This is a genomic window from Parvimonas sp. D9 (assembly GCF_035282565.1).
GTDB lineage: Bacteria > Bacillota > Clostridia > Tissierellales > Peptoniphilaceae > Parvimonas > Parvimonas micra.
Genome location: NZ_JAYKBM010000003.1, coordinates 183,710 through 202,391, shown reverse-complemented (window position 1 = coordinate 202,391; position 18,682 = coordinate 183,710). Strand labels below are relative to the sequence as shown.

General features: G+C 29.1%; 18 protein-coding genes and 1 riboswitch. Of the genes, 13 read left to right on the top strand and 5 right to left on the bottom strand.

The window, feature by feature from the left end:
- Positions 1 to 9: 9 nt before the first annotated feature.
- From VJI94_RS04655 to VJI94_RS04625, 7 genes are all read left to right on the top strand, one after another.
- Positions 10 to 612 carry an alpha/beta hydrolase gene (locus VJI94_RS04655; protein ID WP_324008512.1) on the top strand — a complete coding sequence of 201 codons (603 nt, stop codon included), beginning with the start codon at positions 10 to 12 and terminating at the stop codon, positions 610 to 612.
- Between the two features lie 461 nt (positions 613 to 1,073).
- On the top strand, positions 1,074 to 1,667 hold the full coding sequence (locus tag VJI94_RS04650; RefSeq protein ID WP_004832653.1) for a TetR/AcrR family transcriptional regulator: 594 nt from the start codon (positions 1,074 to 1,076) through the stop codon (positions 1,665 to 1,667).
- 4 nt (positions 1,668 to 1,671) lie between these two features.
- Positions 1,672 to 3,009 carry an MATE family efflux transporter gene (locus tag VJI94_RS04645; RefSeq protein ID WP_324008510.1) on the top strand — a complete coding sequence of 446 codons (1,338 nt, stop codon included), beginning with the start codon at positions 1,672 to 1,674 and terminating at the stop codon, positions 3,007 to 3,009.
- Between the two features lie 452 nt (positions 3,010 to 3,461).
- Entirely contained in the window at positions 3,462 to 3,719 is a 258-nt protein-coding gene (locus VJI94_RS04640) for a SemiSWEET family transporter (protein ID WP_324008509.1), read from the top strand.
- Between the two features lie 16 nt (positions 3,720 to 3,735).
- A complete protein-coding gene (locus tag VJI94_RS04635; RefSeq protein WP_324008508.1) occupies positions 3,736 to 4,368 on the top strand; it encodes a DUF421 domain-containing protein in 633 nt (210 codons plus the stop codon).
- Positions 4,369 to 4,709: 341 nt separating this feature from the next.
- Positions 4,710 to 5,318: a DUF262 domain-containing protein gene (locus tag VJI94_RS04630; protein ID WP_324008507.1), complete on the top strand. Its 609-nt coding sequence runs from the start codon at positions 4,710 to 4,712 to the stop codon at positions 5,316 to 5,318.
- Between the two features lie 161 nt (positions 5,319 to 5,479).
- A complete protein-coding gene (locus VJI94_RS04625; RefSeq protein WP_324008506.1) occupies positions 5,480 to 6,430 on the top strand; it encodes a hypothetical protein in 951 nt (316 codons plus the stop codon).
- A 67-nt stretch (positions 6,431 to 6,497) separates the two neighbouring features.
- On the opposite strand, the gene VJI94_RS04620 is transcribed toward VJI94_RS04625, so the two are convergent.
- Positions 6,498 to 7,190: a class I SAM-dependent methyltransferase gene (locus VJI94_RS04620; protein WP_324008505.1), complete on the bottom strand. Its 693-nt coding sequence runs from the start codon at positions 7,188 to 7,190 to the stop codon at positions 6,498 to 6,500.
- A 140-nt stretch (positions 7,191 to 7,330) separates the two neighbouring features.
- Between VJI94_RS04620 and fsa the strand changes: the two genes are divergently transcribed.
- The 4 genes from fsa to VJI94_RS04600 are packed head-to-tail and all read left to right on the top strand — an operon-like array spanning position 7,331 to position 10,776.
- On the top strand, positions 7,331 to 7,972 hold the full coding sequence (gene fsa, locus VJI94_RS04615; RefSeq protein WP_324008504.1) for a fructose-6-phosphate aldolase: 642 nt from the start codon (positions 7,331 to 7,333) through the stop codon (positions 7,970 to 7,972).
- Positions 7,973 to 7,984: 12 nt separating this feature from the next.
- On the top strand, positions 7,985 to 8,965 hold the full coding sequence (glpX, locus tag VJI94_RS04610) for a class II fructose-bisphosphatase (RefSeq protein WP_004832662.1): 981 nt from the start codon (positions 7,985 to 7,987) through the stop codon (positions 8,963 to 8,965).
- Position 8,966: 1 nt separating this feature from the next.
- Positions 8,967 to 10,277, top strand: a complete 1,311-nt coding sequence (gene rho / locus VJI94_RS04605; protein ID WP_324008503.1) for a transcription termination factor Rho — start codon at positions 8,967 to 8,969, stop codon at positions 10,275 to 10,277.
- 37 nt (positions 10,278 to 10,314) lie between these two features.
- Positions 10,315 to 10,776, top strand: a complete 462-nt coding sequence (locus tag VJI94_RS04600; protein ID WP_029950655.1) for a flavodoxin — start codon at positions 10,315 to 10,317, stop codon at positions 10,774 to 10,776.
- 638 nt (positions 10,777 to 11,414) lie between these two features.
- Here VJI94_RS04600 and uraA read toward each other — a convergent pair.
- Together uraA and VJI94_RS04590 are read right to left on the bottom strand one after the other, a co-directional pair.
- Positions 11,415 to 12,680: a uracil permease gene (gene uraA, locus VJI94_RS04595; RefSeq protein ID WP_324008502.1), complete on the bottom strand. Its 1,266-nt coding sequence runs from the start codon at positions 12,678 to 12,680 to the stop codon at positions 11,415 to 11,417.
- 61 nt (positions 12,681 to 12,741) lie between these two features.
- Complete coding sequence (locus tag VJI94_RS04590; RefSeq protein WP_324008501.1) at positions 12,742 to 12,867, bottom strand: hypothetical protein; 126 nt, start codon at positions 12,865 to 12,867, stop codon at positions 12,742 to 12,744.
- 265 nt (positions 12,868 to 13,132) lie between these two features.
- Here VJI94_RS04590 and VJI94_RS04585 point away from each other — a divergent pair, with 265 nt between their 5' ends.
- Positions 13,133 to 14,725 carry an ABC transporter ATP-binding protein gene (locus VJI94_RS04585; RefSeq protein ID WP_324008500.1) on the top strand — a complete coding sequence of 531 codons (1,593 nt, stop codon included), beginning with the start codon at positions 13,133 to 13,135 and terminating at the stop codon, positions 14,723 to 14,725.
- 496 nt (positions 14,726 to 15,221) lie between these two features.
- Positions 15,222 to 16,715, top strand: a complete 1,494-nt coding sequence (gene yjeM, locus VJI94_RS04580) for a glutamate/gamma-aminobutyrate family transporter YjeM (RefSeq protein ID WP_118059179.1) — start codon at positions 15,222 to 15,224, stop codon at positions 16,713 to 16,715.
- Between the two features lie 538 nt (positions 16,716 to 17,253).
- On the opposite strand, the gene VJI94_RS04575 is transcribed toward yjeM, so the two are convergent.
- Together VJI94_RS04575 and VJI94_RS04570 are read right to left on the bottom strand one after the other, a co-directional pair.
- Positions 17,254 to 17,715: an HIT family protein gene (locus VJI94_RS04575; RefSeq protein ID WP_324008499.1), complete on the bottom strand. Its 462-nt coding sequence runs from the start codon at positions 17,713 to 17,715 to the stop codon at positions 17,254 to 17,256.
- A 92-nt stretch (positions 17,716 to 17,807) separates the two neighbouring features.
- On the bottom strand, positions 17,808 to 18,407 hold the full coding sequence (locus tag VJI94_RS04570) for an ECF transporter S component (protein ID WP_324008498.1): 600 nt from the start codon (positions 18,405 to 18,407) through the stop codon (positions 17,808 to 17,810).
- Between the two features lie 49 nt (positions 18,408 to 18,456).
- Positions 18,457 to 18,570: riboswitch (FMN riboswitch) on the bottom strand.
- Between the last annotated feature and the right edge of the window lie 112 nt (positions 18,571 to 18,682).

Below are 18,682 nucleotides of genomic sequence, written 5' to 3'. Positions count from 1 at the left end.
GGTGTTATAATGAAAAATGCAGTTATATACATACATGGGAAATGCGGGAATTCTGTTGAAGCAGAACATTATAAAAAATTTTTTAGTGATGAATATAAAATTATTGGCTTTGATTACAAATCTGAATTTCCTTGGGATGCCAAGATAGAATTTTCAAAGTTTTTTGATTCCATAGTCTCTGAATATGATGATATTTACTTAATAGCAAATAGTTTGGGAGCTTATTATTCTATGATTGCATTATCGGATAAGAAAATTAAAAAAGCTATGTTTATTTCACCAGTTGTAGATATGGAAAAAATAATTTTAAATATGATGAAAATATCTAATGTTTCAGAGGAAGAATTATATAATAAAAAAGAAATTGCAACATCCTTTGGTGAAACTTTGTCTTGGGAATATCTTAGCTATGTTAGGAATAATCCAATAGAATGGAATGTACCAACAGATATTCTCTATGCAGAAAATGACTTTCTAACTTCTTTGGAGACTATGACGAATTTTGCAAATAAAACTAATTCTAATCTTACTATTATGAAAAATGGAGAGCATTATTTTCACACTGAAGAACAAATGAATTTTTTGGATAAATGGTTTAGTAAATTTATATAGTATTAGCTTAAGTTTGGTCGAATTTGAGAGGATTAAGTCAGAAGTTGTGTATAATAAATTTACAAAAATGCTACTAAGATATTAATTAGTAGGTTTTTGTTTTAAAATAATATAAAGTAAATGCTGAATATATTGAATAGAATATGTTATTATAATATGGTTTAACAAAATTTAAACAAAATTAATGTTATGTTAATACGAAATTATAAATTTAAAGATATGAATGTTTTGAAAATGAAGAGAGATAGAATTTTAGAAAAACTAAGAAACTCTTAAATGGAAAAATCTAAAAATTGGACGAGAAGACTATTTATCAGAAGTAGATAAGTAGTCTTTTTTGTGTGAACAAAAAGTTATTATTTATTTGTTTATTATGATTTTTGTAATATTAAGGTATTGACAATTAAGTTAGTTAGTGTTAATCTATTATTACCGATAGTTATGTCGGTAAGGAGGACAAAATGACTAGAGAACGACTAACATCAAGAGAAAGAAAATTGAAAATACAAAATATTGCATTAGATGTTTTTACAAGAAAAGGATATAAAAACACAAGTATGTATGATTTAGTACAAGCTACTGGACTGTCCACAGGAGGTTTGTACCACTATTATAAAAGTACAACTGAAATTCTATATGATTTGATGTTAAGAGGTTGTAAATATCGAGAAGACATTATTGAAAAAAAGATATGTGAAATTTCTAAGCCTTTAAGTGTAGAGTTATTAGCTGAAATTACTGTTGATAGGGCACTTTCTACTAATATATTTATTCCAATATATGTTATGTTTTTGCAGTCAATGAAGGAAGATGAAGACTTACAGGAACTTTATAAAAAATTACAGGACAGTTATATCAAAAATTTTAAACGAATGCTGGATGAATATGACTATGGAGAAATTTGTGAAGAGTCTTTGAAATTACTCAATGATTTACTTAATACTATTATCTTGAGTTGTGAGACATTGGGAATTAGGGAACATTTAGTTTCACAACGTCAAGTTCTTGAGAAAATGATAATTGATGTTTTAATGATAAATAGAGAAGAGGTGTAATTAGATGAATAAAGATAGTAAAGAGCTCTTAACAGCTAAACCGTTACAAATATTAATTAAACTTTCATTGCCGGCAATATTAGGGATGATTGTTATCGGCTTATATCCGCTAATGGATGGGATTTTTGCCGGCCAGATACTTGGAGAGAAAGCTATGACCGCTGTAGGAATTGCCACTCCGTTCACATATATCAATACGGGTATAGCAACTTTAATTGGGGTAGGTTCAGCGTCACTATTATCCAGAGCCATTGGAGAAGGAAATCAAAAAATAATAGATAAAGTTATGGGAAATCTTTGTTTTTGGATTCTAACATTGTCAACAATTGTTACTGTTTTAGGGATCTTATTTTGCCAACAATTACTTAGTATATTTGGTGCAAAAGGAGAACTTTTAAATCTTTCTACTCGCTATTTACGAATTATTTTTATAGGGTCTATTTTTGTAAATTTCGCGCAGGCAGCAAATATGGTTATGCGTGGCGAGGGGTTGATGAAACGAGCAATGCTTATTATGGGAATTGGTGCAGGTGTAAATATATTGTTGGATCCGATTCTTATGATACTATTTAGAGAGCGTGGTATTGAAGGTGCTGCTGTCGCTACGATAACAGCACAATTTGTTCAGGCAATTTTTACTCTTTGGTATTTTAAGAAAAAAAGTAAAGTTGTAAAAATTGGGATAATTAGAAAAGAAGGGGATATAACCGTAGATATGTTTTCCGTAGGTGTTTCTGCTATGCTTATGCAGGTGTTAACTATTATTCAGCAGAGTTTTCTTTATAGTCAAGCTTTTCGTTATGGTGGAGAAACATCCGCAGCTATTATGGCGGCTATCTTAAGAATACAGGCTTTTTCATTCATTCCACTTTGGGGAATGAGTCAAGGATTACAACCTGCTATTGGTGCCAATTTTGGAGCAGAGCAGTATGACAGGGTCAAAAAAATATTCAATGTTTTCGCTATCAGTTCTATTATATTAGCTGCTTGTTTTTGGATACCTTCAGAAATTTTTGCTAAACCAATTCTTGGATTATTTGGATTATCCGATGAAACACTATTTTTAGCTATTCCGAATTTCCGCATAATGTACAGTATTTTTATTGCTTATGGGGTAATGATTATGACTATAACATTTTTTCAAGCGATTGGAGATGGTAAAACAGCCGGTATTTTAGTTATGTTAAGACAGATAATTTTGTTTATTCCAGCTGTAATTTTATTACCTCGTATGATTGGAGCACAGAGCCTTTGGTACGTTTTGCCAATAATTGATGGAATCGTTGTGTTACTGGGAATTCAGAGATATTTTATGGCAGTAAAAAAAATGGAGAAAAAATAGATTATATAGAAAAACGGTAAATTGTGAATGATTTACTGTTTTTTATTGTGAAACAACAAGGTTCCCGGGAACCCACCCGATGCGAAGCATCGTGGAAGAGTGGGGTTCTTATTGATGAAAATAAAAGATAATATATTATGTAATTGAAAAAATTAGTCGAAAAATTGAAAAAGCCCAAAAAAAGATAAAAAACTAATTCGAGTATTACTATTATGAAGAATGGAGAGCATTATTTTCATACCGAAGAACAAATGTATTTTTCGGATAATTGGTTTAGTAAATTTATAAAAAATGAGTAAAATAATTTCACTAAAATAGTTGTTATAAATAAAAAAAGTAGTATAATTAAAATTGCATTTAACCTATCAAAAAGAGATTTTAATTTCATCATATTTTACAATAATATGATTTAGTTTAAAATAATAGGATTATATTAGAAAGAAGGAAAATTTATGAATCAAAAAACACTTAAAATTTTAGGATGGATAGCAACTTGTACTGCAATGTTAATGTATATATCCTATTTTCCACAAATTATTAATAACTTACATGGAAATAAAAGTGGTTTTTTACAACCTATGGTTGCAGCAATTAACTGTACTTTGTGGGTTAGCTACGGATTTATCCAAAAGAAAAAAGATTTGCCGATTATTGTTGCAAATATACCGGGTGTAATTTTTGGAGCAATAGCTGCTTTAACAGCTTTATAAAAATTTAGGGGGAATAATGAATCCATTTCTTTTAGTAGCTATAAAATTATTAATTGGATTTTTAGCTTTAATAACTATAATAAATATTTCTGGAAAAGGAAACTTAGCACCAAATTCGGCAAGTGATCAAGTTCAAAACTATGTACTTGGGGGAATAATTGGTGGTATAATCTACAATAATAGTATTAAAATACTTGACTTTATCGGTATTCTATGTATCTGGTGTGCTCTTGTATTAGGTTTAAAATGGCTTAAACAACATGTTGTAAAAGTAAAACAAGTTATAGATGGAAAAGCATTGATAATTATTGATGAAGGTGAAATTAATATAGAAAATTGTAGAAAAGTAGGTTTATCCGCTCATGATGTATCTTTTAAACTTAGAACGAATAATGTTTATTCAATGAAAGATGTAAAAAGAGCCATTGTTGAACAAAATGGTCAACTTATAATTATTCATTATGGAGAAGAAAATCCAAAGTTCCCACTGATAACAGACGGACATTTACAAACTGATATTTTAGAAACAATAGGAAAAGACGAAGATTGGTTGATTGAAGAAATTAAAAAACAAGGATTAGAAAAATATAGTGATGTATTTTTGGGAGAATATGTAGATGGAAAGTTAATTCTAGCTCCTTATAATTAACAGTTACAGAAGTAAAATAGATAGCGGCGGTGCTATCTTTTTTTGTTGATAACAAGGGAATAATAAATTTTAACCGTATGCAATTTGGCTCGTATAGAAAAAATTTAAGATATATGATACAATTATGATAAATAAATCTTTAAGGGAGGGAGATTCAATTGTGACAAGAATAACTAAAAATCAAATTTCGTCAAATGTATTTGTAATTCAATTACATATATAAGAGATTAAAATTACTGTGTATTCCAAAATTATAGAAAAATATAAATTTATGAATAAATAGTATTTTAATAGTACAAAATATAATGTTTAAAATATTTGAATGATAGGAGTTAAATAAAATGAGTTTTAAACCTTATGATCTAAGTGTTAATGATATTTTTTCGGGGAATAGAAGATATAAAATACCGAATTATCAGAGAGAATTTTCTTGGGAGAATGAAAATTTTGATGATTTTTATAATGATTTGATTAAATCTAGTAAATTGTCATTAGAAAATACTGATATAAATATAGAAAATAAATATTTTTTTGGAACAATTTTATTGCTTGGTGTTAAAGAATCACCCGATTATAATATTCCCTATGAGGTCATTGACGGGCAACAAAGATTAACTACAATGACGTTGTTTTTTGCGGCGATCCAAGATATTATTAGGAATATTTCTACTGAATATAAAACTGATTTTGATGAGAGATTATTTTGTAAAGTTACTAAGTCTGGACAATATATCGAATTAGAAAGATTGGTTAATAATTCATTAATCCCAGTTTTACCTGTAACAATTCTAAATTTAAATAATTTAAAGAATAATGGGGCAAAACCAAATCCAGATTCTTATGAAAAAAATTGGTTATTAAATGCATTTGAATATATAAAAAAGTTGTTAAGTAAAGAAAGTTTTTCAGTTAGTTTAAATATTGATATAAAGAGTATATTAGAAATTTAAATTACAGAGGAAAACCTTTAAGTCAAGTAGATTTAATTAAAAATGAAATATTTTCAATTGTAGAAGATTCTTCTAAGTATGCATCTAAAACTTGGAAAGAAATTGAAGATAATGTTTATGAATCTGGAGAAAATATTTTTCATAGATTTTTATATCATTACATGTATGGAAGATATTCTAAGATTATTAAAAATAATATAACGGAGAGGTTTCTCTCTAATGTAAGAGCAGACAAAGACTCTTATGTAAACTTTTTAGAAGAGTTAAAAACTGCATCAGAATACTATAAAATTATTTTAAAGCCAGAGGATAGTGATAATATTTTTGGAATGCAAAACTACTTTAAAAATGAAAATAATATGTCCATAAAGAGAAATTTAGAATTTTTTAAATATATAGACGTTTCGCAATGTAGAATACTGTTAATTACACTTTTTGAGTGTAGAAAAAAAGATATTATTGAAAATAAATTTTTTAAAGAATTTATTGAACTAATTGCACAACATCAATGTCTACATGTTTTAGTTAGTTCTTCTCCAAATAAATTAACTTCTATTTATGCTAAGGCATCCAAAGATCTGGTTAGTCTTAGTAAAAAAAAGAAATCAGAATACAAAAAAGGAAGTAAAGAAATTTATAATACATTAAAAAAAGAGTTAATAGCAAAATTACCAGATAAAAATTTAGTAATAGATTCAAAATTGAATTATTCAGGCAAACCTATATCTGAAATGAAAGTAAAAGAAAGAAAAGAACATGTTTTGATTAAATTTATTCTCCAAAGGCTATCTGTATTAGAGCAAGATGAAGATACTAATAGAGCAAATGATGGATTAAAATTTATTTATGATTCTACGATAGAGCATATTATTGATAAAGATTCTAAGGGAGAAAGTTTATATTCACTTGGAAATTTATTGTTATTAGAGAGAGATGTTCATCAAGATATTAAAATACTAGAACAAAAAAAAGAAATGTATGAAATCTCAAAAATTACTAAAACTAAGAAATTTTTTAAAGAGTATGTTACATTTGATGATAAAAAAATTCCGGAGAGAGAAAAGAAAATTTTAGAGAGTTACTATAATTTAGTAAGTGAAATAAAACAGTAAAACATGTAAAAAAGTTTTTTATATCAAAAAAACCTACTCGCAAATCACGAGTAGGTTTGTTTTTTCTCTATTTACTTACTACAAATACTACAGACGGGGAGTTTTCTTCGTCGAATTTATCTTTTTTGAAGTTTCCGTAGATTTCGTATTTTAGTCCGAGTCTGTTTACGAATGAAATTAGGTCATCAACTAGTAGCGGAACTAGGAGTTGTGTGTTTTCGAATTTTTCGTTTTCTGTTGTAAGGACTGTGTTGAAACGGATTTTGCTGTTTTCTCTGTAGTAGTTTCTTGTAAATTTTACTTTTGTTCCAAGAGTTGGTAAGGCTCCTAGGAATAGGTCGTTTTTAAGAATGAAAGGTTTGAAGTTTACCCAGCTTAAGACTAGTTTTCCGTTTTCTTTTAGTAGGTCCATAGTTTTTAGGATGAAGCTACATATTTGATTTATGTCTTCCAAATGTACAATTGTTGTTCCAATGCAATAGCAGACGTCGAATTTTTCTTCAAAGTCTAATTCTAACATATTTTTTTCATATACTTTGAGTCCTTTTTTTCTTGCTTCTTCTACCATGCTTTCTTCTAAGTCGATGCAAGTTACATTTTTCCCCAAGTTTTCTAAGTTTTTTGCAACGAGTCCTGTTGCACAGCCTATGTCTAAATAGTCTTTTCCATCTGAAATATTATTTAAAAAATTTAATTGTGCTTCATTTGTTGGAAAAATATCTTCATAGTATTTACATATTTCTTTATAAAATTTATTCATAGAAACCTCCATTCTAAAAAATATAATGTTATAATTGATTATACCCAAATTTTTTAAAACAACTTTTTGTTTATTAGCATTTTGCATTGTTTTGTGGTAAAATATATTCGAATAGATTAATTATATTTAGGAGGCAATTGATGAAATTTTTTATTGACACAGCGAATGTTGATGAGATAAGAGAGATTAGTAAATGGGGCATTCTTGACGGAGTTACTACTAATCCGTCTTTGATAGCGAAAGAGGGAAGAGATTTTGTTGAAGTTATTACTGAAATAACTTCAATCGTTGACGGTCCTATTTCAGCGGAGGTTATCAGTCTTGAAGCGGAAGGAATGGTAAAAGAAGCTAGAGAACTTTGTAAGATAAATAAAAATATTGTAATAAAAATTCCTATGACTGAAGAGGGATTAAAGGCTGTTAATGTTTTGAGTAAAGATGGAATAAAGACAAATGTTACTTTAATTTTCTCAGCAACTCAAGCACTTCTTGCAGCAAAGGCAGGAGCAACTTATGTAAGTCCATTTTTAGGAAGACTTGATGATATTAGCTCTGAAGGAATGATTTTAATTGAAGATATTTTCGAAGTTTTCAGTAATTATGCGATTTCAACTGAAATCATTGCTGCTTCTGTAAGAACTCCAATGCATGTTCTTCAAATTGCAAAGAGTGGAGCAGATATTGCTACAGTACCTTATAAGGTGTTCAAACAAATGTTAAAACATCCACTAACTGATATAGGAATTGAAAAGTTTTTAAAAGATTGGGAAAGTGTAAAATAATAGGAGGAAGCTATGGATAGAAATTTAACTTTAAATTTAGTAAGAGTTACAGAAGCTGCGGCAATTCGTTCTTCATATTTTTTAGGAAAAGGCGATAAAAATGGTGCAGACGGAGCTGCTGTTGAAGCAATGAGATCAATGTTCAATGAACTTCCAATGGAAGGAACTGTTGTTATCGGTGAAGGAGAAATGGACGAAGCTCCTATGCTATATATAGGCGAAGTTGTAGGAAATGGGCAAGAGGGAGTTGCTAAAGTTGATATTGCAGTTGACCCCGTTGACGGAACTTCTCTTGTAGCAAATGGACTGCCGAATGCAATTGCGGTTGCTGCTTGTGCACCTGCAGGTTGTTTATTACATGCTCCTGATATGTATATGGATAAGATTGCAGCTGGCCCTTTGGCTGTTGATTGCATACATATTGATTTACCTATTGAAATGAATATAAGAAGACTTGCGAGAGCTTTGGGAAAAGAAGTTGGAGAAGTTACAGTTAGTATTTTAAATAGAGAAAGACATCAAGATATTATAGATAGAGTTAGAAAACTTGGTGCAAGAATAAAACTTTTTGAAGCGGGAGATATTGCTCAAGCCATTGCGACTTGTATTGATAATAGTGGTTGTGATTTAATGGTTGGAATCGGTGGAGCCCCTGAAGGTGTTTTGGCCGCAGCGGCAATTAAAGCATTGGGTGGAGTATTCCAAGGAAGACTTGTTCCTGCTGATGAAGAAGAATTTAGAAGATGTGAAGCTATGGGACTTGAAGATCCACTAAAAGTTTTAGAAATGAATGACTTAGTAAAGGGCGATGAAGTTTTATTTGCTGCAACAGGGGTAACTGATGGCGAACTTATTAATGGAGTTAGACATATTGGTAATGATAGAGTTAAAACTTACTCTGTTGTAATGAGAGCTGAAACAGGAACAATTAGAAATATTGAAGCAACTCATAGAATTTCTAAAAAACCTGAATATGCAAAGATAAAGAGATAGTATGAATATAGAACTTTTAAAAGGAAAATATCTTGATGAATTAAAAACTATTGCAAAGTCTTATGGAATTGCAAATGTTTCAAAGTATAAAAAAAATGAATTGATATCAGAAATTTTAAAGGCGGATAATGGCTTTGAAAGTGAAGAATCTGAAAAGGTAACGATAAACGAGCCTGTTGAAAATGAAAATGACTCAAAGACTAATACAAAAACTGTTTGTGGACTTATTGATATTACTGCAGACGGTTATGGTTTTTTGCGTTCAAATGGATATGACTCAGGAGAAGAAGACATTTATGTCTCACCAACTCAGATAAGAAGATTTAGGCTTAAAAAGGGAGATAAAATTTTAGGTTTAACTAGAGAAAGTAAAGAAAGTGAAAAATTTTCTCCACTTATCTATATAAATGAAATAAATGATATTAAGGTTTCAGAATTAAAAACTAGAAAAGATTTTGACGATTTAATTCCGATTTATCCGAATGAAAAATATACTTTAGAAACTGAAAAGAACGAAGTTTCAACTAGAATAATTGACTTTTTAGTACCTATTGGAAAGGGACAGAGAGCTTTGATAGTCGCTCCTCCAAAGGCTGGAAAGACAAGCTTGCTTCGTTCGATTTTAAAAGGCATAGAAATCAATAATCCAAAGAGCAAGATTTTTGTTTTACTTATTGGGGAAAGACCTGAAGAAGTTACGGAAATGAAGAGATTTACAAAAGCTGAAGTAATTGCTTCAACTTTTGATGAATTACCTCAAAATCATATAAGACTTGCAGAATTTGTACTTGAAAGAGCAAAAAGACTTGTAGAACTTGGAGAAGATGTAGTTATTTTGGTTGACAGCATAACAAGACTTTCAAGAGCCTATAATGTAAATACACCGTCCTCCGGAAAAACTCTTACGGGAGGACTTGATCCTTTTGCATTGCATAAGCCTAAAAGATTTTTTGGCTCAGCGAGAAATGTTGAAAATGGCGGAAGTTTAACTATAATTGCGACAACTCTTGTAGATACGGGAAGTAAAATGGACGATATGATTTATGAAGAATTTAAGGGAACGGGAAATATGGAAATTCATTTGAGTAGAAAACTTTCAGAACTCAGAATTTTCCCTGCCATAGATATTTATAAATCAGGTACGAGAAAAGACGATTTACTTTTGACAGAAGAAGAAATTCAATCTGCAAATTTAATTCGTAGAAAACTTTCAAATACAAATACTAATGAAATTATGGAAAATTTAGTAAAAAACATAAAGAAAACTGGAAACAACAAAGAATTCTTCAAGGCTATCTTAAAAAATAATTAAAAATTTAGTTTCAATTTGAAACTTGAAGGAGATTTTGATGAAAATTTTAGTTGTGTATTATTCCTATTCGGGAATAACTAGAAGATTAGCGGAAGATATTGCTTTAATCACAGACGGAGATTTATTGGAATTAAAACCACTAAGACCTTATTCTTTTTCATATAATACGGCAGTAAAAGAAGCTAGAATTGAGATTGATAAGGGATACTGTCCACCTTTGGCAGAAGAAATAGGAAATATTGATGATGTAGATGTAGTTTTTATAGGCTCACCTAATTGGCTTAAGACTTTTGCACCACCAGTTCTTACTTTTTTACGTAATGCAAATTTGGATGGCAAAACAATTATTCCTTTCTGCACTCATGGTGGTGGGGGATTTGGAATGATGATTGATGATATCAAAAAAGAATGTAAAAATTCCATAGTAAAAGATGGATTAGCATTAAGTGGATTTTACGATTTTGATGAATTACAAAAATGGCTAGAAAATAATTTATAGAATTATGGATTTTATAGAAAAACTCAACTTTGCGAAAGGTTGAGTTTTTACTTTTGGTATAGTATATTAGTAGATTTTTTGATGTATCTACGATACATTTACTTTTGTTAACACAAAAGTATGAGATTTCTCCATTTCGCTTCGCTACAGTCGAAATGACGTATAAGAGAAATTCATCGATTTATAGCTTAACGTGAGTAGTAAATAAACTTCTAACTATATTTTAATCTGAATAAAAAAGAAATATTTCACGTCTTAGTACCTAGCAAAGTAAATCCCACAACACGTCATCTCGAGCGTAGTCGAGAGATCTCAACTATTATTTGTTTGCAAATAATAGTAAGTCCAAGGACTTATATAAAAAACAAAACAGTCATAATTATAACAAAATTATCCAAAAGATTTTTAGTTGATAAATTTTTTATCTTATATATCTACGATACATTTAGTTTTGCTTGTAAACAAGCAAAACTATGAGATCTCTCCACTTCATTCGTTTCACTCATTTCGGTCGAGATGACGTGTTGGACAATGTCGACTAGTTTGGTGCTATGACGTGAAACTTTTTGCTATTCTAATTTTTTATAGAATTAAAAAACTCAACTTTGAAAAAAGCTGAGTTTTTGTTTTTATCCTATTTATTTATGATTTGAAAGTCCGAATTTGTTTAAAAAATGGAATATTAAACTTAATACTACAGCAACCATACTTGCAAGAACCATTCCTTTTAATTGCATTCCAAAGAAATTTATTGAAATTCCACTAAGTCCTGTTACGAATACAATTGAAGTCAAAATCAAATTTTGGCTATTTGAATAGTCAACTTTTGAGTCAACTAAAAGTCTTATTCCAGAAGTACCAATCATTCCGTAAAGTAAGAATGTTATTCCACCAATTACATTTCCTGGTATGCTTTGAATTAACATACTTAATGGTGCTATAAATGCCATACAGATTGAGATTATTGCAGCCCCTGCAATTACATAAACTGAATAAACTTTAGTAACTGCCATAACACCAATGTTTTCTCCGTAAGTTGTTGTTGGAACTCCACCCACAAGAGCGGATAACATAGTTGAGAAGTTATCGGCAAAGATACTTCTGTGTAAGCCCGGATCTTCTAAAAGATTTTGACCTATTATATTACTTGTTACAACTTGGTGACTTATATGTTCTGAAGTTATTACGAGTAATGCAGGAAGCATTATTAAACTTGCTTTGAAGTCGAAAATTGGGAATTGAAATTGTGGTATTGTAAATAATGTTGAAGATGTAACTGTAGAAAAGTCAATCATTCCAAAAGCTAATGCTGCAATATATCCACAGATGATAGCAATAAGAATTGGAATTGTTCCTAAAAATTTTCTAAATACAACTGAGCCTAAAATTGCAACTGAAAGAGTGATTAAAAATACATAAACATCAGCATTAGTTGAAGTTTCAGTCAATATATTTGCACCTATTTTTCCGCCTCTTATTGTATTTCCTGCAAGTTCAAGGCCGATAAGAGATACAACTGCACCCATTGCTGCAGGTGGAAGTACAATATTTATCCAATCTGTTCTGAATTTATAGATTAAATAAGCCAAGATACAGCCTAAAAATCCTGTTGTAGCAAAAGCACCGAGTGCATATCTATAACCCATAGTGTTTATAATAACAGTACCTACTCCCAAAAAGGCAAAACTTGAACCTAAATAGGCGGGTGCCTTTCCTTTTGTTATAAAAATAAACAACAATGTACCTATACCATTCATCAAAAGAACAATACCGGGGTTTACATTAAATAAAATTGGAACTAAAACTGAAGCTCCAAACATAGCAAAAGTATGTTGTAAACTCAAAGGTATAAGCATTGTAACAGGAACTTTGTCCCTTACGCCAATAAATTCTTTATTATTCATAAATCCTCCTTTGACTTAAGTCTTAAAAATATAAAAAAATGAAATAACAACAGTTATTTCATTAATAATTAAATATAATATTTTTAAAGACAGCAAGTCCGTTATTAAAATCAAAAAAGAGAGTCGTCAAAACAAAATCAAAATAATTAAATATATTTTCTTTAGAAAACTTAATCAAATTTGTCATAACATACCTCCTTAAATTTATCTTTACAATTATACAGCATAAAACACAAAAAGTAAAGTCTTAAATTTCATAAATTTATTAAAAATTAAAGATTTCATTTTGACTTTTAGTATGATATAATTAAGTTTACCATAAACATTTTAAAAAGAGAACTTAATTTCATCATACTTAACCTCTAAAAAGTTATAAAAATGAAAAGTATGATATAATTAAGTTGTGTAAAAAAGTGAATTATATTATTAAAATAATTATTTAGGAGTAAGAAGTGGAAGATTATTTATCTAAAGTTAAAAAATATATTATTCTTCAAGTAGTATTGGATTTTATTGGAGTTATTTGTTTAGCATTAACTCCATTGATTCAAAAGTGGTTATTTGATTATGGATTACAAAGCACGTCAAGTCAAATAATTTTAGCAATTCTATTATATGCTTTATTACTTGGAATTTATTCATTAATGCAATATTTTTGTATTTTAGTAGCATTTAAATCAGGAATTTCATTTGAAACAAGACTTAAAAAGAATTTTTTTGATAAAATTTTTAATATGAATAGTAAAGTTTTTCAAGAGAAGCCCATAGGGGAATATATTTCTATTCAATCAAATGATATTACTGCATTAGAACAAGATTATTTACAACCTATTGTAGATGTAATTCGTTCGGTAAATATGATGTTGATTTATGGAGTTATTATCTTTATGAATATCAACTACAAAATTGGTATGGTTGTAGTTTTATCTTCTATTTTTGCAATTTTAATTCCAAAGATATTCGGAAAAATGTTGGATAATAGCAGAAGTAAATACCAAAGGTATCTTGGAAAATATACTTCAACTATTTCTGATTTGCTTGAAGGTTTTGGCTTAATAAATTCTAAAACAATTGAAAATATAAAAAATAGACATAATGAAATTCTACATAAAACTGCGGATAAAAGATATGAATTTGGAAAGAAAAAAGCACTGGTACTTGGATTAAGTGATTTAATGACAAAAATGGTTAGGGCTTTTACTTTTGCGATTGTAGGATATTTATTCTATAAAAAAGAGATAACTGTAGGTGTTGCAATAGCAACACTAAGCTATTCTTCTGCATTCATCGACCCTATTGATAGCTTGCTATATGATATTACGGCTATCCGTTCAGTTAATTCTACAAAACAAAATATCCTTTCGTTTTTAAATCAAAAATCAGAAACAGAAAACAAAAAAGAATTGGAAAATTTTAAAAATGAGCTGATTTTTGATAATGTAAAATTCACAGTTGATAAACTACAACTAGAAGATATAAACTTAAAAATAGAAAAAGGGAAAAAATATGCAATTGTTGGCAAATCAGGAGCTGGAAAATCAACATTTTTAAATTTATTACTTGGAATACATAAGCCAAATAACGGGGAAGTAAGTATTGACGGAGAAAATTTAACAGAGCTTAATTTATCAAATACATTGCTTTATATGAGTCAACATGAGCATATTTATCGTGCATCTGTAAAAGAAAATGTAACTGTTTTTGATTCATATTCTTATGATTATATTCCGGATAATGCTAATGAAGTTGCAATAATCAAGGATATTCTTGGTAGAAATACTGCTGACTGTTCAAATTTTAGTGGTGGAGAAAAAAGAGTCCTCGCATTTCTTCGTATATTGTGTAGAAAAGGAGAGATACTGGTTTTAGACGAACCTTTTACAGGTGTTGATACTGAAAGTGTCTTAAAATTAGAGGATATTTTATTGAAATCAGATCAAACAGTTTTGATTGTAACACATAATACATCTACTGAGCATCTTAAAAAATTTGATAATATAATTAAGGTGATAGATGGAAAAGTATTTATTGAAGATGTAAATTAAAAATATTTTTAAAGAAACGGCTAATGAATGAAACAGCCGTTTTTTATGTTTAAATTATGTAAAATGATTTAACATACATGCTTTTCTGTAAAATTTTAATTATAAAAAATATATTATATTTAAGTTTATCATAAGAATAAAGATTTAAAAAGAGAAATGTATAATTTTTGAGGAAATATTATATAAAAATTCGAAATTATGTTTTTAATAAAGTTGTATTTAATTATTATATTAAATTTACTTATGAATATTTTTCTCGTTAATTTTTTTTGTTGCATATCAAATCTGCTTAAAAGTATTAAATAGTTCTTGTGATATAATATTTTTCGACATTAATCGACTTTTTGAAAAAGATAATATTTTTACTTTTTTGTAATTTATATCTGATTTTTAAAATTCTTTATCAAAAAAATATAAATTTTATTTATATTATATTGACATACCCATTTTTTTGTGATAAAATTCAAAATGAAAAAATAAATATTGGAGGGATATTATGTCTAAAAAGAAATTGAGTTTAAGAGCACTTGTTTTGATGGTGTTCACTTCTGTTTTTGGTTTCACTAACGTTACAAGATCATATTATCTTATGGGATACGCAGCTATTCCTTGGTTTATTATTTCTTGTGTAACTTTCTTCTTACCATTTGCATTTATGATTGCAGAATATGGTTCAGCTTTTAAAGATTCTGAAGGCGGAATTTATTCTTGGATGGAAAAAAGTTCAGGCGGTAAGTATGCATTTATGGTAACGTTTATGTGGTATGCATCCTATATAGTATGGATGGTAAATGTTGGTTCAGGTATTTGGATTGTTTTATCAAATGCGATTTTTGGGGTTGATAAAACACAAAGTTGGTCTTTGTTCGGACTTGACTCCGTAAAAACACTAGGTATTCTTGCTATTTTATGGATTATTATTTTAACATTTATATCCAGTAAAGGTGTAGATAAAATTAAAAAATTCACATCTTTCGGAGGTAGTGCCGTAGCATTAATTAATGTATTTTTATTTGTTGGCGGAATTTTAATGTTGCTTCTAAACAAAGGTGGAGTTGGAGATCCTATAACTGTTAATGCTTTGGCTCATTCACCAAACCCTGCTTATGCCGGTGGTTTACAAGTATTATCATTCATAGTATATGCTATATTTGCTTATGGTGGTTTGGAAGTAGTAGGTGGTCTTGTTGACCAAACTGAAAATCCTGAAAAGAACTTTCCAAAAGGTATAATTATTTCAGCTGTTGTTGTATCTTTGGGATATTCATTAGGTATTTTAATTTTCGGTACATTTACTAAATGGTCATTTGCATTTACACAATTTTCAGCACAAAAAATAACTTTGGGTAATGTATCATATATTGCTATGAACCATATGGGTTATCAATTAGGTCTTGCTTTTGGTCTTGCAGAATCTGCTGCAAGAAATGTTGGACTTTGGGTTTCACGTTATATGGGAATATCAATGTTCCTTGCGTTAACAGGAGCATTCTTTACTCTTATTTATTCTCCATTAAAACAATTAATTGGTGGAACTCCTAAAGAATTATGGCCAAAATCATGGACTGAACAAAAGAACGGTGTTTATACTAAACCTATGATGTACCAAGCAATTTGTGTAATTGTAATAATTGCGATAGTATCATTCGGTGGAAAGAGTGCACAACAATTTTTCCAAATTTTAGTTTCAATGACTAATGTTTCTATGACTTTACCTTATTTCTTCATCGCTTATTCATTCTTAGCATTTAGAAGAAATGAAAGCATAGAAAGACCTTTTGTAAGATTTAAAACATATTCAACAGTTAAAGTTGCAGTTGCAGTTACTTGCTTTATAGTTGGTTTTGCAAACTTATTTACAGTTATTGAACCTGCCATTTCATCAGGAGACTGGTTAACAACAATAATGTCAATTGCAGGTCCATTAATATTTACTTTAATAGCATTATATCTTTACAGAAGAATGGAAAAATCAAAAAGAATAAATTAATAGAATGTTTAATAAAAACAACAAATCTTTATGATATGATACTCCATAAGTAGAAAACTACTTATGGAGTTTTTTTTTATGGTAAAATTGCCGCATACTCTTTAATTTTAAGCATCAAAAAAGGAAGTATGTGCTATTAAGCTTTTACTCCCTCTTAGTGGTTTTGTTTAATCGTTTTAGTGTGACAAACGGTAGGTATTTATATTAATTACCACTATTTGTACCAGTTATGTATAATTTATCGTCAAGACTATAGACTACATCTCCGTCAAGGCATTCAAGAAAGTATTTCCATTCATCATCCGTGACCGTTTCTTCTGCATATGCATAATGCAAGAGAGAAAAGTAGAAATCTGTAACCGGCATGTCATCCGATACATATACTTCTGTTGGATTTATTTCTCTATCAATATGTTAATTAAATCCTGACACTTAAGTCTAGATTCATAACCAACCCTATAATTTATTTAAGTTCTTCATAAAACAGATCTGTGACTCCTGTTGATAGTTGTTCTGAACGATAACCTAAAATATATTATTAAATAAATATTTTATTTAACTCAGTTAGCAACTTGTATTTAAGATCACTTAATTCAGTAGTTGAGGGGCGATTATAATCACTATACATTAATTCCATTGGATACCACCAAACCGGACCCTTTCCTTGATTTCCGTAGTTTTCTATATCACCAGCTACCCTTGGAAACAGATGCCAATGTAAATGAGAATCTCCGTTACCAAGTAGTTCATAGTTAATTTTTTCAGCATTAAAAGCTTTGTATACAGCCTCCCCTACCAATGACATTTCTTCTAAGAATTTTAATTTAAAATTATTTTCTAATTCAAAAAGTTCAGTCTTATGTTGCTTACACAAAAAAATTGTATATCCTTTAAAATGTTGATTGTCACCTAATACAACATAACCGGTTTCTAATTCTTTTACAAAATATTGATTTTCCCCTTTTTTAATCATTTCTATTCTTTCACATATGAAGCACATACTATTTACCTCTACAAATTCTAATTTGTCAATTTCTAATTTTTAACATTATATCACTTTTTCCATATTTTGATTTTTTGTTTTTAATTCTTTTATTTTCTTTTTAAAATTGGTGAAATTCTTTTGTATAATAAAGATGTTACTATTGAAGTAACAGCAGTTTTAACTAAGTTAAAAGGTAATACTGAGAATAGCATTAATGTAAAATAACTTTTTACAAGCGGATTTATCTTTGCAACCATTCCTACAAAAGCATTTAAGTCAATTTTTAAAAGTTTTGCATAAAGTGGAAATATTATAAAATAATTGCTCAAAGTTGCAACTATGGACATAGAAATACTGCCTATTACAAGTCCTAGTAAAGCTGATTTTTTGCTTTTATTATGTTTGTATATAAAAGCTGTTGTCAAAACGAAAGCTGATGAAACTATTAAGTTTGAAAGCTCTCCGACATAAAAAGTTTTTGTTCCGTTAATAACAATATTAAGTAAAATTTTTATAAATACAATTAAAAAACCTGCTAACGGTCCCATTGCAAATCCACCGATTAATGCAGGTAATTCTGCGATATCCATTTCCATAAATGTAGGTGCAAAAGGTAGTGGAACTTTAATAAACATTAAAAGTACAGATATTGATGCAAGAATTGCAATTTTTGTAATTTCTGAAATACCAAATTTTTTTTTGTTCATAATAACCTCCTAAATTTTAGCAAAAAAAAATGCCATCTTTAGGGCATAAATATTTCTTCTCTCATCCAGACTTTAACTGTCGGTATTGGAATTTCACCAATTCAGCATAATGCTCGCAGACTTTACTGCCGGTGAGGAAACGACCCTCGCCCTGAAGACAAGTTGAGTATATCACAAATAATAAGCAATGTCAATATAAGGATTTTAATTTTGAAAATATTGGCTAAATTTATAAATTATAGTAAATTTTAATAAGACTTTCTAATGAATAATGA

Bases quoted from the DNA above. Each gene is read 5' to 3' on its own strand.
- VJI94_RS04655 (WP_324008512.1), top strand. From the start codon at position 10: ATGAAAAATGCAGTTATATACATACATGGGAAATGCGGGAATTCTGTT.
- VJI94_RS04650 (WP_004832653.1), top strand. From the start codon at position 1,074: ATGACTAGAGAACGACTAACATCAAGAGAAAGAAAATTGAAAATACAA.
- VJI94_RS04645 (WP_324008510.1), top strand. From the start codon at position 1,672: ATGAATAAAGATAGTAAAGAGCTCTTAACAGCTAAACCGTTACAAATA.
- VJI94_RS04640 (WP_324008509.1), top strand. From the start codon at position 3,462: ATGAATCAAAAAACACTTAAAATTTTAGGATGGATAGCAACTTGTACT.
- VJI94_RS04635 (WP_324008508.1), top strand. From the start codon at position 3,736: ATGAATCCATTTCTTTTAGTAGCTATAAAATTATTAATTGGATTTTTA.
- VJI94_RS04630 (WP_324008507.1), top strand. From the start codon at position 4,710: ATGAGTTTTAAACCTTATGATCTAAGTGTTAATGATATTTTTTCGGGG.
- VJI94_RS04625 (WP_324008506.1), top strand. From the start codon at position 5,480: ATGTATGGAAGATATTCTAAGATTATTAAAAATAATATAACGGAGAGG.
- VJI94_RS04620 (WP_324008505.1), bottom strand. From the start codon at position 7,190: ATGAATAAATTTTATAAAGAAATATGTAAATACTATGAAGATATTTTT.
- fsa (WP_324008504.1), top strand. From the start codon at position 7,331: ATGAAATTTTTTATTGACACAGCGAATGTTGATGAGATAAGAGAGATT.
- glpX (WP_004832662.1), top strand. From the start codon at position 7,985: ATGGATAGAAATTTAACTTTAAATTTAGTAAGAGTTACAGAAGCTGCG.
- rho (WP_324008503.1), top strand. From the start codon at position 8,967: ATGAATATAGAACTTTTAAAAGGAAAATATCTTGATGAATTAAAAACT.
- VJI94_RS04600 (WP_029950655.1), top strand. From the start codon at position 10,315: ATGAAAATTTTAGTTGTGTATTATTCCTATTCGGGAATAACTAGAAGA.
- uraA (WP_324008502.1), bottom strand. From the start codon at position 12,680: ATGAATAATAAAGAATTTATTGGCGTAAGGGACAAAGTTCCTGTTACA.
- VJI94_RS04590 (WP_324008501.1), bottom strand. From the start codon at position 12,867: ATGACAAATTTGATTAAGTTTTCTAAAGAAAATATATTTAATTATTTT.
- yjeM (WP_118059179.1), top strand. From the start codon at position 15,222: ATGTCTAAAAAGAAATTGAGTTTAAGAGCACTTGTTTTGATGGTGTTC.
- VJI94_RS04575 (WP_324008499.1), bottom strand. From the start codon at position 17,715: ATGTGCTTCATATGTGAAAGAATAGAAATGATTAAAAAAGGGGAAAAT.
- VJI94_RS04570 (WP_324008498.1), bottom strand. From the start codon at position 18,407: ATGAACAAAAAAAAATTTGGTATTTCAGAAATTACAAAAATTGCAATT.